The 14,184-nt window shown below is 48.4% G+C and carries 12 protein-coding genes; 5 read left to right on the top strand and 7 right to left on the bottom strand.

Features of this window, described 5'->3' with window-relative positions:
- The first annotated feature begins 17 nt into the window (after window positions 1-17).
- The 3 genes from P7M01_RS05700 (at window position 18) to P7M01_RS05690 (ending at window position 2,064) form a co-directional block, all read left to right on the top strand.
- The gene (locus P7M01_RS05700; protein WP_202936595.1) at window positions 18-581 is read left to right on the top strand and encodes a sigma-E factor negative regulatory protein; all 564 of its coding nucleotides are present in this window, start codon (window positions 18-20) and stop codon (window positions 579-581) included.
- 78 nt (window positions 582-659) lie between these two features.
- A complete protein-coding gene (gene rseB, locus P7M01_RS05695) occupies window positions 660-1,616 on the top strand; it encodes a sigma-E factor regulatory protein RseB (protein ID WP_317486328.1) in 957 nt (318 codons plus the stop codon).
- 13 nt (window positions 1,617-1,629) lie between these two features.
- A complete protein-coding gene (locus P7M01_RS05690) occupies window positions 1,630-2,064 on the top strand; it encodes a SoxR reducing system RseC family protein (protein ID WP_202936593.1) in 435 nt (144 codons plus the stop codon).
- 72 nt (window positions 2,065-2,136) lie between these two features.
- On the opposite strand, the gene argH is transcribed toward P7M01_RS05690, so the two are convergent.
- The 4 genes from argH to argC all read right to left on the bottom strand — a co-directional run bounded on the left by argH (window position 2,137) and on the right by argC (window position 6,518).
- Entirely contained in the window at window positions 2,137-3,519 is a 1,383-nt protein-coding gene (argH, locus tag P7M01_RS05685; RefSeq protein WP_317477118.1) for an argininosuccinate lyase, read from the bottom strand.
- A gap of 100 nt (window positions 3,520-3,619) precedes the next feature.
- Window positions 3,620-4,615 carry a 2-hydroxyacid dehydrogenase gene (locus tag P7M01_RS05680; protein ID WP_317481236.1) on the bottom strand — a complete coding sequence of 332 codons (996 nt, stop codon included), beginning with the start codon at window positions 4,613-4,615 and terminating at the stop codon, window positions 3,620-3,622.
- Between the two features lie 26 nt (window positions 4,616-4,641).
- A complete protein-coding gene (gene argB / locus P7M01_RS05675; RefSeq protein WP_317483332.1) occupies window positions 4,642-5,415 on the bottom strand; it encodes an acetylglutamate kinase in 774 nt (257 codons plus the stop codon).
- A gap of 92 nt (window positions 5,416-5,507) precedes the next feature.
- On the bottom strand, window positions 5,508-6,518 hold the full coding sequence (gene argC / locus P7M01_RS05670; protein ID WP_317483333.1) for an N-acetyl-gamma-glutamyl-phosphate reductase: 1,011 nt from the start codon (window positions 6,516-6,518) through the stop codon (window positions 5,508-5,510).
- Between the two features lie 104 nt (window positions 6,519-6,622).
- Here argC and argE point away from each other — a divergent pair, with 104 nt between their 5' ends.
- Together argE and gdhA are read left to right on the top strand one after the other, a co-directional pair.
- Window positions 6,623-7,765, top strand: coding sequence for an acetylornithine deacetylase (argE, locus tag P7M01_RS05665; protein ID WP_317483334.1), 1,143 nt, complete (start codon window positions 6,623-6,625; stop codon window positions 7,763-7,765).
- A 565-nt stretch (window positions 7,766-8,330) separates the two neighbouring features.
- Complete coding sequence (gene gdhA, locus P7M01_RS05660; protein WP_202936588.1) at window positions 8,331-9,680, top strand: NADP-specific glutamate dehydrogenase; 1,350 nt, start codon at window positions 8,331-8,333, stop codon at window positions 9,678-9,680.
- A 159-nt stretch (window positions 9,681-9,839) separates the two neighbouring features.
- Here gdhA and glpC read toward each other — a convergent pair whose 3' ends face one another.
- From glpC to glpA, 3 genes are read right to left on the bottom strand one after another with little or no spacing between them, the layout of a single operon-like run.
- Complete coding sequence (gene glpC, locus P7M01_RS05655; RefSeq protein WP_317481239.1) at window positions 9,840-11,117, bottom strand: anaerobic glycerol-3-phosphate dehydrogenase subunit GlpC; 1,278 nt, start codon at window positions 11,115-11,117, stop codon at window positions 9,840-9,842.
- A gap of 1 nt (window position 11,118) precedes the next feature.
- Window positions 11,119-12,411, bottom strand: a complete 1,293-nt coding sequence (gene glpB, locus P7M01_RS05650) for a glycerol-3-phosphate dehydrogenase subunit GlpB (RefSeq protein ID WP_317483335.1) — start codon at window positions 12,409-12,411, stop codon at window positions 11,119-11,121.
- Window positions 12,401-14,080: an anaerobic glycerol-3-phosphate dehydrogenase subunit A gene (gene glpA, locus P7M01_RS05645; RefSeq protein ID WP_202936585.1), complete on the bottom strand. Its 1,680-nt coding sequence runs from the start codon at window positions 14,078-14,080 to the stop codon at window positions 12,401-12,403. The genes glpB and glpA overlap by 11 nt, the downstream gene beginning before the upstream one ends.
- Between the last annotated feature and the right edge of the window lie 104 nt (window positions 14,081-14,184).

Here is a 14,184-nt window from a genome sequence, read left to right as displayed (position 1 = left end):
TAAACTGGGGAAAAATTATGCAAAAAGAGTTACTTTCAGCCTATATGGACGGTGAAAACGTAAGTAACGAGCTTACTGCGGAATTATGTCGCGATGCCGAACTGCAAAAAAGCTGGGGCAATTTCCATGCTATCCGTTCCGTTATGCGTGATGAAACCACCGTATTTTTAGGTGCGGATTTCACGGCGAAAATGGATGCCTTGATTGATGCCGAACCGGCAATGGTTTCCCAACCGACTCCGGAAGAAGCGGAAACCTTACCGTTCATGCAAAAAATCAAAGCGGCGTTTGCGCCGATGATGCAAGTCGCCGTGGCGGCCGGCGTGTGCTTGGTCGCTGTGTTGGGCGTGCAATCTTTCAACTCATCCCAGGCGGATAAAACCGAAGATACGCCGGTGTTGCAGACATTGCCGTTTAACAACAGCGTGCGTGCGGTAAGTTATAATGCGCCGGAAAAAGATATTGTGACTTCACAACAGCTTGAGCAAAAAAACAAGCGTATCGGTGCGTTATTGCAAAACTATGAATTGCAACGCCGCGTTAATGCCGACGGCGTGAACATCAGTCAGCAACAAAAATAATTTTTCCATTTAACGGATTCACCACCTTTCGGGGTGGTGATTTTTTATTTGTCAAACGCTATGTTGGAACTTCCGCAAATGTTAAAAACTCTGCAAAAATCGACCGCACTTTTCGCCTGTATATTCGGTTTTGTCCTTGCCGAACCCGCTTGGGCGGCGGACGATCTTTCGCCGCAACAGTTATTGAACGCGATGACACAGGCGGAACGACAATTAAATTATCAGCTTATTTTTGTGCAGAACGACAACGGTAATAATCACGCGTTGCAATATCGTTACAGCTTCAAAGACAATAAAAAATACGCGCAAATGACCACAATGGACGGCGTAAAACGGGATATTATCCAACGAGACGACATGGTGAGCTATTTTAATCCTCACATCGCCCCGTTTACCCTGAAATCCCAATATATTGTGGATAATCTGCCGCCGTTACTGCAGGCTGATTTCGACAAACTGGCGAAATATTACGATTTCACCGCGCTCGGGCGCAATCGCATAGCGGATCGCATGGTGCAAATGGTGCGGATTAAACCGAAGGATAATTTCCGCTATCATTACGTGGTTTTCATTGACGAAGAAACCCATTTGTTGCTGCGCAGCGATTTGTTGGATCAAGACGGCGTATTACTCGACCAGTTCCGCGTCATTCAGTTTGCCACCAGCGAAACGCCGTTGCCTTTTGTGGAAAGCGTCGAACAACTGCCGTTTCCGCCGTTAATTAGCGATAAACGCAAAGCGGGCAAAACTTCAAACTGGAAATTGAGCTGGTTACCGCAAGGTTTTCGCCAAATGAATAAAACGCTCACAACGGACGAAGAAAGCAACCGCATTGAAAGTCGTTTTTACAGCGACGGGTTGTTTACTTTCGAAATTTTCGTGTCCGACGGACAACAAAACGAGGCGCAAAACGGCTCGCTGCGACACGGCGCCACCACGATTTACAGCGAAACGATGAACAACAAAGAAATTACCCTCATCGGGCAACTGCCTATCGGTACGGCAAAACGTATCGTGCAGGATTTAAAATTTTAAGGAATCAGAATTTATGATGACGGAAACCGCCGTGGTCGTGCGTTACGAAACGGGTAAAGCCACGGTTAAATGCCAAACCAAAAGTGCGTGCGGCAGTTGTGCGGCGAGAAACGCCTGCGGCACGGCGGCACTTGCCGGATTAACCGGAGAACAGGGCGAACATCTGTTCTCGGTGGAGACGCTTACCCCCGTTAAACAAGGGCAACTGGTGGAAATCGGTTTGCCGGAACGCTCGCTGATGGCGTCCGCATTCTGGCTTTATGCGGTGCCTTTGCTCACCTTGATTATCACCACTTTCGCCACTGAAATCTGGCTGTCCGACGAATTGATTCGCGCAGTTTTTATCTTCTTTTTAACCGCACTTTCCTTTGCCGCGGTAAAATTATTTACCCGCAAAATGCAGAAAAAACCCGCTTTCCAACCGATTTTATTGCGAGTCATCGGTTAACATTGCGGGCAAAAAACTCGTCAAAAATCGACCGCACTTTGAGCGTTGCGCTTAAAAGTGCGGGCAGAATTTTTAAGATTTTAAACCGATACGTTGTTTGGCCTCGGCAATGGCTTCCGCTACTCTCGCCGGCGACACGCCGCCTTTGGCGCAACGTTTGTCCAGACAGGATTGTAGCGATAAAATTTCGTACACATCGTCGGATACCGCATCGCTGAACTGACGGAATTCTTCCACCGTTAAATCTTCCAGCCCTTTGTGTACTTTAATGGCATAAACCACGGTTTCGCCCACGATATGGTGAGAATCGCGGAACGGCACGCCTTTCGCCACCAGATAATCCGCCAATTCCGTGGCGTTGGAATAGCCTTTTAACGCCGCTTCGCGCGTGCGTTCCACATTCACTTTAATGTCTTCCAGCACGAACGCCGCCATAGTCAGGCAATCGTGCCAAGTATCAAGGGCGTCAAAAATTCCTTCTTTGTCTTCCTGCATATCTTTGTTATACGCCAACGGCAGCCCTTTTACCGTCGTCAGCATGCCCATCAGCGAGCCGATGACCCGTCCCGCTTTGCCGCGGATCAATTCGCAGGCATCGGGATTTTTCTTTTGCGGCATAAGCGATGAACCGGATGTCACGCGATCGGAGAGCTCCACAAAATCCGCTTCGCCGCTGTTGAAAATAATCATGTCTTCGGCAAAACGCGACAAATGCGCCATACTCAAAGAAGCGGCGGACAGCAATTCAATGATGTGATCGCGATCGGATACGCTGTCTAAACTATTACGGGTGGCGTAAGCAAAATCCAAATCCCGCGCCAGCTGTTCGCGATCGATCGGATAGGCCGTGCCGGCTAACGCGCCGCTGCCCAGCGGACAAGCGTTCATGCGCTGATAAGCGTCGCCCAGGCGGGTGTAATCGCGTTCCAGCATTTCCACATACGCCATGCACCAGTGAGCAAAACTAATGGGCTGAGCGCGTTGCAAGTGCGTATAGCCAGGCATGACGGCGTCCTGCGTATTTTCGGCGGTCAGCACCAGCTTTGCCTGCAATTCGCGCACGGTTTTTTGTAATTCCAGCACCTGCGCTTTGCACCACATTTTGATGTCAAGCGCCACCTGGTCGTTACGGCTGCGGCCGGTGTGCAGCTTTTTACCCAGATTGCCGACTCTGTCAATCAGTTTACTTTCCACCCAGCTGTGAATATCTTCCGCGTCGTCCTGCAAAATCGCCTGCGGATTCGACCGCACTTCGATCAGCAACTCGTTCAACGCCGTTTCCAATCGTTGCTGTTCTTCCCGCGTTAAAATATTCACGCTGACCAACGCTTTCGACCAGCCGATGGAACCTTCGATGTCCTGTTCCGCCAGACGATAGTCAAAACGCAATGAATCGTTAAAATCTTTAAACCGTTTATCCGCCGCCTGTGTAAAGCGGCCGCCCCAAAGTGCCATAATTTGTTTCTCTCTTATAACGCAGGGTGGGCTCGCACGCGCCCACCTTTTTTCAATAGTTCTATTGGCGGGTAACAAGTTCCCGCCCTACACGGTTTATTTAGTTCGGCAGCACCAAATTAGTGCAAGTGCCGTCTTTTGCCAATTGATAAATATTGGATAAAGTCACCTCCGCAATGCTAATCAAAGCCTCTTCCGTTAAAAAAGCTTGATGGCCAGTAATCAACACGTTGTGACAGGCCGACAAACGTCGGAATACGTCATCGACAATAACTTCGTTTGATTTATCTTCAAAAAATAAATCACGTTCGTTTTCATACACATCCATGCCTAATGCACCGATTTTGCGCAGCTTCAACGCTTCTATTGCCGCCGGCGTATCGATCAAGGTACCGCGACTGGTGTTGATTATCATCACGCCGTCACGCATTTTACGGAATGCATCGGCATTCAACAGATGATAATTTTCCGGTGTTGCCGGGCAATGCAAAGTAATAATATGGGATTTCGCATATAATTCGTCCAGTTCCACATATTTCGCTCCCAATTCTTCCGCCGCCGGATTTTTAAACGGGTCAAACGCCAAAATATTCATGCCGAAACCTTTTAAAATGCGCATCACCGCCACGCCTATTTTACCGGTGCCGATTACACCGACGGTACGACCGTGCATATTAAAGCCGATCAATCCTTCGAGGGAAAAATTCGCTTCGCGGGTACGTTGATAGGCACGATGAATGTGACGATTCAATGTCAACATCAAACCGACGGTATGTTCCGCAACCGCTTCCGGCGAATATGCCGGCACGCGTACTACGCTGATACCCAATTCTTTCGCCGCCTGCAAATCCACATTGTTAAAACCCGCACAGCGCAACGCCACGATTTTCACTCCAAGTGCGGCTAATTTCTCCAAAACTTTGCGACTGCCGTCATCATTCACAAAAATACACACCACATCGCTATGCTCCGCCATTTTTGCGGTACGTTCGCTTAACGCGAAATCAAAGAATTCCAAATCGCAGCCGTATTTTACATTTACCAATTCAAAATATTTTCGATCATAATTTTTTGTACTGTAAACTGCTATCTTCATATTCTTTTCCTCTTTAAAAACTAAAGTTAAGGATTAATCCTCGTTCCGATAATCTCGCCGGAGAAAAGTGCGGTCAGTTTTTCGGGATATTTCCAGTTGGCGATATCCACGCCGCGATTGAGAATTTTTGCCGCATCCAACGCTGCGTTGACTTTTACAATCATACCGTCGGTGATGACGTTATCTTCAATTAATCGTGCAATTTGCGCGGCGTTTAATTCGGGCAGCAACGTTTTGTCCGCATCCAGCACGCCGTCCACATCGGATAACATCACCAAATCCGCATCAATCAGCGAAGCAATCGCCGTGGCCGCCTGATCCGCATTAACGTTCATCAGCAAGCCGTTTTCATCTACCGCGATGGAACTGATAATCGGCAAAAATCCGCCGGAAAGCAAATTATCCAGCAAAGCGGGGTTGTGCGCAATCACATTGGCGACGTGCCCTAATTCCGGATCAAACTGCTTGGCGACGGTTAATTCACCGTCTCCCAGACATAATCCCACCGGATTTAATTTGAATTTCGCCGCCTGCGCCACCAGCGTTTTATTGGCGATTCCCGCCAGAGCGCCGACGATGATGTCGATTTGATCGCTCGGCGTCACGCGCAAACCGTTTTTCTTGCGAACCGGCAAATTCAGCCGCTTCATTAAATCGTCCACCACGCAGCCGCCGCCGTGAACAATCAGTAAAGTGCGGTCGGAATTTTGCAAATATTTTGCCAGCGCGGTGAACAGATTTTCCATTGCCGCCGGTGTATCCAGCAATACGCCGCCCAGTTTAATCACTAATGGTCTCATATATTTTTTACTTTACGTGATGACACGCTTTGCCCTGTGCGGAGCGTGTCGGAGTTGAACGGTTATGATGTGCGGAAAACGCACTTCATCGCCTAAATTAAGCCCAAAACTTCATTGAATCCGTAGCGAATATTGGCACATTGCACCGCTTGCGCCGCCGCGCCTTTCAACAAATTGTCTTCCGCGCCGACCACGATGATGTGTCCGTTCTTGGTGGCAAAGCCGATGTCGCAATAAGGCGTGAATTCTACCGCTTTAATGCTCGGCAAGCCCTGTTGGTAAACCCGCACCAGCGGACGACCGGCATAATATTGGCGATAAGCGGCGCGAATTTGTTCGTCCGTGACACCCGCTTTCAGTTTTGCCGTAATGGTCGCCAGAATGCCGCGTTTAAAATTGCCCAAATGCGGGGTAAAAATCACTTCCGCGCCTAAATGAACGGCAATTTCCGGTTGGTGGCGGTGATTAAACACGCCGTAAGCGTTCAGGCTGACTTCGCAGAAGCTGGAGGTCAGACTGGCTTTACGTCCTGCGCCGCTTACGCCGCTGACCGCGTTAATCACCGGCAATTGGTTGAGATCCAGTAAATCGTTTTCAATCAACGGTTTAAGACTTAACTGAGAAACCGTCGGATAACAGCCCGCTACCGCTACTAAATCCGTTTGCGCGATTTTTTCGTGATTCCATTCTGCCAAACCATACACCGCTTTTTCCAGTAATTCGGGATATTGATGGGTGAAACCGTAATATTCCGTGTAAAAATCTACGTTGTTTACCCGGAATGCGCCGGAAAGATCGAACGCTTTACAACCGTTTTTCAGGAAAATCGGAACCAAATTATGACTGACTTCATGAGCGGTGCCGAAAAACGCCAAATCCGCATTCTGCGCGATTTCGGTTAAATCTTCCGGCAACGGTTGTAACGGCAAATCACAAATCGTACGAAGCTGAGGATACAGTGTCGAAATGGGTTTATCGGCGTCCTGACTGTTGGTTGAAACATACAAACCGGTGAGTTCGAATTCAGGGTGGCGGGTTAAGATTTTCGCTAATTCCGCGCCGGTATAACCGCTTGCACCGACAACGATTGCTTTTTGTGCCATGATCAATCCTGTATTATAATGTGTAAAAATGCTTTTCAGTGATTAATTATGCTATTATTCTGCATAAATATTTAAAAATCAACCTTTAATTTAAGGCAAACGCAATGAAATCACATCCTCAATTTCTCGACATGTATTCGCAGTTGATCGCCATTCCGACCATCAGCGACATCGACAAAAACAACGATATTTCCAACCGCACTTTAATCGAATTGCTGGCGAGCTGGTTGTCCGATTTAGGTTTTAAAACCGACATTTTACCGGTAGAAGGCAGCAACGATAAATACAATCTGCTTGCCACTTACGGCGAAGGCGAAGGCGGTTTGCTGCTGGCGGGGCATACGGACACCGTGCCGTTTGATCAGGATCGCTGGACGTTCAATCCTTTTAAACTGACCGAACAAAACGGCAAATTTTACGGCCTGGGGACGGCGGATATGAAAGGCTTTTTTGCGTTTGTGCTGGACGCCGTGCAGCAAATCGATTTAACCAAGCTCACCAAACCGCTACGCATTCTTGCCACCGCCGATGAAGAAACCACGATGCTGGGCACGCGTACCTTCATTAAACACACTCATATCCGTCCGGATTGCGCGATTATCGGTGAGCCCACATCGTTGCGCCCCGTTCGCGCCCACAAGGGACACATCGGCAAAGGCCTGCGGATTGTAGGGAAATCCGGGCATTCTAGCGATCCGTCCAAAGGCATTAACGCTATCGAACTCATGCATGAAGCCACCGGCTATTTACTGCAAATGCGTAATGAGCTGCGGGAAAAATATCATCACGCCGCTTTCGACATTCCTTATCCGACCATGAATCTCGGCGCTATTCACGGCGGCGATGCGGTGAACCGGATCTGCGGTTGCTGCGAATTGCATTTCGACATTCGCCCGTTGCCGAAAATGCGGTTGGAAGATTTAGACGAAATGCTGCGGGAAAAACTGGCGCCGATGTTCGCTCAATACGGCGACCGCCTTTCTATCCGTAATCTGCACGAAGCGACTCCCGGCTACGAATGCGAACATTCCGCTCAAGTAGTACAAGTGGTGGAAAAGCTGCTGGGCGAAAAATGCGAAGTAGTGAATTACTGCACCGAAGCGCCGTTCATTCAGGAACTTTGCCCGACGCTGGTTTTGGGCCCCGGTTCCATCGAACAGGCGCACCAGCCCGATGAATTTTTATCCGCCGAATTCATTCAGCCGACCAGAGATTTGCTGACCAAATTAATTCGACATTTTTGTTGACGACAAAGTGCGGTCGTAAAAATCGTCGTTTTTTGAACATTGGTTTTGCCGGTCTCCCAAAGGAACGAGCCAATCTTTCAAGAACGGCGAATAAAAAAACTAAAGAAATTTTGACCGCACTTTACGTCAAAACCCGACCTTCTCGCGGCTGCCATTCAATGTTTATTTCTCAAATATTCATTTCAATCTCTTTAAAAAGAGATTCTTCCGCCTCACCGCAGATAAATTAGATGAAATCTAGGCATTAAAACATTTCATTAGATAATGTCTAAATCTAAGCCGTCCTGATTCTGACCCAAAAACACCGATTTAACGATTAGAAAAAACCAAGATTTTATACGACAATACAAAATTAACTTTAAATTTTAGTTAAAAACTTATCCATTGTTTAATAAAAATAAATATTTTTTAAATTATATTTAATTTTATAAAGATTTTTTCATTTTTTTGCGCCGTTCGCCAAGAAATCGTTTGCTTTTCAATTTTGTTCTGTTGCATATTAAAGGGCGAGTCGGTAAAACGACGTCATATTATCATAACAAGCATTCAACATAAGGATTTTATCATGTCAAACTCGGTAGCATCATTAGAAGAATTTTTAGCTTTAGTGGCAAAACGCGACGGCAACCAACCGGAGTTTTTACAGGCTGTACGTGAAGTATTCACGTCTATCTGGCCGTTCCTGGAAAAAAATCCGCAATATCGTTCACAAGCATTATTGGAACGTTTGGTGGAACCGGAACGCGCTATTCAATTCCGTGTCGCCTGGACCGACGACAAAGGTCAAACGCAAGTTAACCGCGCATTCCGCGTCCAATTCAACAGCGCAATCGGCCCGTTCAAAGGCGGCATGCGTTTTCACCCGTCCGTTAATCTGTCTATTTTAAAATTCTTAGGCTTCGAACAAATCTTCAAAAACGCGTTAACCACATTGCCGATGGGCGGTGGTAAAGGTGGCTCCGACTTTGATCCGAAAGGCAAATCCGACGGTGAAGTCATGCGTTTCTGCCAAGCGTTAATTGCCGAATTATATCGTCACGTGGGTCCGGATACGGACGTGCCGGCGGGCGACATTGGCGTAGGCGGTCGCGAAGTGGGCTATCTTGCCGGTTACATGAAAAAATTATCCAACCAGGCGGCGTGCGTGTTTACCGGTCGCGGTTTGTCTTTCGGCGGCAGCCTGATTCGTCCGGAAGCCACGGGTTACGGCTTGGTTTATTTCGCCCAAGCGATGTTGGCGGAAAAAGGTCGTTCCTTTGAAGGTAAAACCGTGATCGTATCCGGTTCCGGTAACGTGGCGCAATACGCTATCGAAAAAGCCCTTCAACTAGGCGCGAAAGTAGTAACCTGTTCCGACAGCTCCGGTTACGTTTACGACGAAGCGGGCTTCACCGCAGAAAAATTAGCGGCTTTATTGGAAATCAAAAACGTTCAACGCGGTCGCGTGAAAGATTATGCGGAAAAATTCGGTTTGAAATATGTTGCCGGTGAAAAACCGTGGAGCGTAAAAGCCGACATCGCATTACCTTGCGCAACACAGAACGAATTAGATTTGGATGCGGCAAAAACATTAATTGCGAACGGCGTAGAATTGGTGGCGGAAGGGGCGAACATGCCGACCACCATCGAAGCGACCGAAGCGTTCCAGCAAGCGGGCGTGTTGTTCGGGCCGGGTAAAGCGGCGAATGCGGGCGGCGTGGCAACTTCCGGTTTGGAAATGGCACAAGGTTCGCAACGCGAATACTGGACGGCGGAAGTGGTTGACCGAAAATTACACGACATTATGTTGAACATTCACGCCAACTGTAAAAAATACGGTTCCGACGAAAAAGGCAATATCAATTATGTTGTCGGCGCGAATATCGCCGGTTTCGTCAAAGTGGCCGACGCCATGCTGGCTCAAGGCGTTTATTAATCAACGTTCGACCGCACTTCAGCAATAAAGTGCGGTCGAAATTTCTCTTGTTTTTTCTTCGTTATCATTGAAAGAAGGGCTCTTCCTTTAGCGCAGAAAAATAAAAGCAACGTGTAAAAAACGTTGCTTTTTTCTCCCGCACTTTTGTCTCGATTGTCCTTATTTATCCAATGCCATGGAAAGCAAAGTAAACGGATGCAAACAGGTCAGGTTGCTCGACATATCGATTTGCCATTTACAGGTTTGACATTCGGAAATCACGTAATCCGCGCCGCTTTCGTTAATGGCGTCGAATAAGGATTTGCCGATAGCTTGCGATTTTTCGTAATTTTCCGCTTTGAAACCGTAAGTTCCCGCAATACCGCAACATTGCGACGGCAGCATAATGATTTCCAATCCCGGAATCCGACGCAACACTTCCAGCGTATAAGGCGCCCAACCCGCTTTTTCCACATGGCAGGCGGTGTGATACGCCACTTTCAGATTTAGCGGTTTTAACGGCAGTTTTTTGCCCTGCTGTAATAATTTATACAGATAAACCGTCGCCAGATGAATGTGCGGACGCACTTTTGCGTTGTCTATGCCCAACACGTGATGGTATTCCTCGCGCAGGTTCAGCGTGCAACTCGACGCTTCGCCAATTACATCCAGCCCGTTTTCGTCCACCATTTTGCCGATATAATCGGTGTTAAACTGCGCGACTTTCTTCGCCCGTTCGGGGAAACTGTTCACCATTAACGGCAAACCGCAACATTTTTCTTTTTCCAGCAACACCACGCCGATATCCAGGGCGTTAAACACCTCAATCACTTCTTTGCCCAGTTGCGGATTGTTGTAATTCACGTAACAGCCGTGATAATAGGCGATTTTATTTTCGTATTTCGCCTGTTGCGCCGCCATTTTTTTCAAATAGAAATTACGAAACGTACCGAAAGCATATTTTGGTAAAGTGCGATGTTTACTGACGCCGATAGTTTTTTCCAGTAGGAATTTGGTTGCCTTCAAGCCGGTGATGGTATTCACAATCGGTGCCAACGGCGTATTGAGCGAGCCCATAATGTCGGTGTTGCTCAGAATCGCGTCGCGCAGTTTATGTACTAATGGTTTATGCTGACGATCCAAATATTTGTTACGGGCGCGCACGATAATATCGCCGATTTTCACATCAGACGGGCAAGCCACTTCGCAACGTTTACAATTCAGGCAATATTTCAGCGCTTCGTCATAAAAATCCGCACTTTTCAGACGCAGACGTTCGCCGTCCGGCCCGGACTGTTTCGGGCCCGGATAAAGCGGATTCACTTTCGTCACCGGACAAACCGCCGTACAAGCGGTACATTTCAAGCATTGTTCGAAAGATTCGTCGGCATGGGTATGTTGCGTTACGGGTGATTCGAATTCTTTTTGCGCTTTGGCAATGAGTTCCTGAATATTCATATTAGCCCCCGATTTTTTCTGCAATTTTATCCGCCACGGTTAACGCCGTCACCACCGCGACACCCGAACCGCAACCCAGTTCAATGCCGTTGAAACCGCCGATGACCGCGCCCGTCGCATATAAATTATCAAAAAACCGACCGCACTTTTGCACCCGACAATCCGCGTTAATCACCACGCCGGCGGATTGATAAGGTTGCGGCGCGGAGAAACGTTTGGTCGTCCAAGTAAAATGATTGGCCGGATCGAATTGCTCGGATTGTATAATATCCGCACCGAATACCGGTTCGTAAATTTTTTCGAATTCCGCCACCAAGCCGTTGCTGAAGAAACTGCCGGACGCCAATACGTAATTATCCGCCGTTAAAGGCTCGTCTTCGTGCATTTGGGTGAACAGTTTGGTGACGCGATTACCGTCAAATTCGGCCTGTAACGCCCGGTCGCCGTTCATCATCACGCCGCCTAACTGCTCGAAATGCTGACGTAAAATTTTATGCTGACGACCGCCTAATAATGACGGCGGCAGAGTCGGCAGTTCAAATAAAGTGAAATCCGTCGCCGCCTGTAATTCGTTGAAGAAAGCCTGACTGTTTTGCCCGAAACAGGCCGGCAAAAATACGGCGTCCGCGCCGCTTGCCACCTGACGAATTTCATTCACCAAAGACGCTAAGTTTACTTTTTGTTCCAGGGTTTGCGCAATGTGCACACTGCGGAACTCGCGAGATTGCTGGCGTAAGAAATCCAATTCCGGAATCTCCAGGAAGCCGGTTTTAATGTCGCAATGAGCGAATTGCGCCTGCAATTTCAGGTTGTCCGCCAATAATTGCGGTTGGAAATCATGGTAGCCTTCAATGCCCAGAATCACGATATGATGATAAGGGAAAAGCTCGTCCTGTTGCACGGTCGGCACGCTATTCGGAGAAAGCCAGGTACGGCGCAAACCGCCAAGCGGTGTGACGCGCGCGTGATTTTGGTCAAGACCGCCCACCAATCCTAAATTTAATTTAGCCGCCAGTTGCTCAAACTGTTTGGCTTTTGCTAATACGCGTTCAGCGCCCAATTTGGCATAAGGATGCGCGGGCAATTGTTCGGCTAAATTGGCTAAAGTGCGGTCAATTTTTTGCACGTTTTCTCCGTTTGGTAAACGCCCCAATAAATCCATCGAGCCTGTGGAAAAGTCGATTGCCGCCTGCCCGTTATTCACAATCGCACAACGTTTACCCTGTTCCTGCAGCGCAATACCGCAGGTTAATCCCGCCAATCCGCCGCCGATAATCACCACATCAAAATTCATTATTATTCACTCCTTCCACCGCCTGCGGTTGCACATCATTCAGCCCCAGCAAGCTGTAATAAATCCAGCTGGTAAATTCCGATTCACGCATGGCATCGCCCCAGGCGATAGGTTGAATGCCTTTCCAGCGTTCTTCCATAAACGAGGCAAGTTGCAGGGTGGACTGACGCGGTGTCGCCACATCGAAACGCGCCATGAGTCCCGCCGCCCGGCAAGCGCATAATTCCGCCTGACAGGTGCCCATTCCCACGCGGGTACGGCGGCGTAAATCCACCAGATTATTAATATTTAAGTTATCCACAGCATAACGAACTTCACCGGCGGTCACCGCTTCGCATTCGCACACTAAAGAACGATCTAAACGCTCGTTTTCAAGCATCGGTTTAGCGCGAGTACCGTGCCGGTAAACGGCGGAACTGCTGATGGTTTTCGGAATATTGACGATTTTTTTGTTGATTTCGTCGCGGGATTCTTCCGAACCCGGTAAAGTGCGGTCGGCCGTTTCGCATTTTTTATTGACGTTGAGTTTTTTACACACTAAATCCGTCGCCCATTCCGCCATCAGGCGATAAGTCATCAGTTTACCGCCGGTGATAGTGATGAATCCTTCCAAACCGTCGCGTTTGGCGTGATCAAGCAGAACAATACCGCGACTGACATTACGACCGGAGGGATCGTCATCGGTCGCCACCAGCGGGCGCACGCCGGCGTAAGCGCGCAGCACGCGAGTGTAGCGCAGGCTCGGCGCCAGTTTTTCGCCTTCGCGGAATAAAATGTCCACTTCTTCCGGCGTAACTTCCATGTTATCGATTTGATCATAAGGAATGCGGCTGGATGTGGTACCGATAACACAAATGGTGTCGCCCGGCACTAAAATATCGGCGTCCGCCGGTTTACGGCAACGGTTGATCACTAATTTATTAATGCGGTGACCCATAACCAGTAACGCGCCTTTCGCCGGAAACATACGAATTTTCAAATCGGCATATTCCGCAATGCCTTGTCCCCAGATTCCGCCGGCATTCACCACAACCGGAGCAAAAAATTGCCGTTTCACTGCGTTTTTGTGATCATATACGTTAACGCCGATGACTTTATCGCCTTCGCGAATCAGGCCAATCACTTCACAATAAGTGTAAATCTGCGCGCCGTGCTCGGTGGCGTCAATCATATTGGCGGCGGTTAAACGGAAAGGATCGACGGAACCGTCCGGCACAACCACGGCGCCCAGCAATTCGGGATTCACCGACGGCTCCATGTAGCGCGCCAAAGCGGGATCAATCGCGACCGCTTCAATGCCCGAGGCAGTACAGGCGTCAATAAAGGTTTTCTGATAATTCAAATCGTCTTCGGGCAATGTGATGAAAAGACCTTTAGTATCGTCCACGCAGTGACGGGCGATGTTTTTTAAGATGAGATTTTCTTTGATACATTCTTCCGCGGATTCCCGATCGTTCACGGCGTAACGTCCGCCGCTGTGCAGTAAACCGTGATTGCGACCGGTCGCTCCGGTGGCAATATCGCGCCGCTCCAACAGCACGCATTTCAATCCGCGTAATGCGCAGTCGCGTGCAATCCCTGCACCGGTCGCGCCGCCACCGATAATAATCACATCCGTACTGACAGGCGAGAAATCACCCGCATTTTTATAAAGAGACGACATTGTCATAAAATGCCCCACAAAGAAAAGAAATGAAGAAAATATAGGTATATATTAGTAGAAATGCGCGTTTTAGAACAGCAAAATGAGCGAAAAAGAATTTATTTTGTGAG

This window comes from Exercitatus varius (assembly GCF_029577735.1).
Lineage (GTDB): Bacteria > Pseudomonadota > Gammaproteobacteria > Enterobacterales > Pasteurellaceae > Exercitatus > Exercitatus varius.
Note: the sequence above shows the minus strand (reverse complement) of the source record. Positions and strands in the feature narration are given on the sequence as shown.

Coding starts and splice junctions, on each gene's coding strand:
- P7M01_RS05700 (WP_202936595.1), top strand. CDS start 18: ATGCAAAAAGAGTTACTTTCAGCCTATATGGACGGTGAAAACGTAAGT.
- rseB (WP_317486328.1), top strand. CDS start 660: ATGTTAAAAACTCTGCAAAAATCGACCGCACTTTTCGCCTGTATATTC.
- P7M01_RS05690 (WP_202936593.1), top strand. CDS start 1,630: ATGATGACGGAAACCGCCGTGGTCGTGCGTTACGAAACGGGTAAAGCC.
- argH (WP_317477118.1), bottom strand. CDS start 3,519: ATGGCACTTTGGGGCGGCCGCTTTACACAGGCGGCGGATAAACGGTTT.
- P7M01_RS05680 (WP_317481236.1), bottom strand. CDS start 4,615: ATGAAGATAGCAGTTTACAGTACAAAAAATTATGATCGAAAATATTTT.
- argB (WP_317483332.1), bottom strand. CDS start 5,415: ATGAGACCATTAGTGATTAAACTGGGCGGCGTATTGCTGGATACACCG.
- argC (WP_317483333.1), bottom strand. CDS start 6,518: ATGGCACAAAAAGCAATCGTTGTCGGTGCAAGCGGTTATACCGGCGCG.
- argE (WP_317483334.1), top strand. CDS start 6,623: ATGAAATCACATCCTCAATTTCTCGACATGTATTCGCAGTTGATCGCC.
- gdhA (WP_202936588.1), top strand. CDS start 8,331: ATGTCAAACTCGGTAGCATCATTAGAAGAATTTTTAGCTTTAGTGGCA.
- glpC (WP_317481239.1), bottom strand. CDS start 11,117: ATGAATATTCAGGAACTCATTGCCAAAGCGCAAAAAGAATTCGAATCA.
- glpB (WP_317483335.1), bottom strand. CDS start 12,411: ATGAATTTTGATGTGGTGATTATCGGCGGCGGATTGGCGGGATTAACC.
- glpA (WP_202936585.1), bottom strand. CDS start 14,080: ATGACAATGTCGTCTCTTTATAAAAATGCGGGTGATTTCTCGCCTGTC.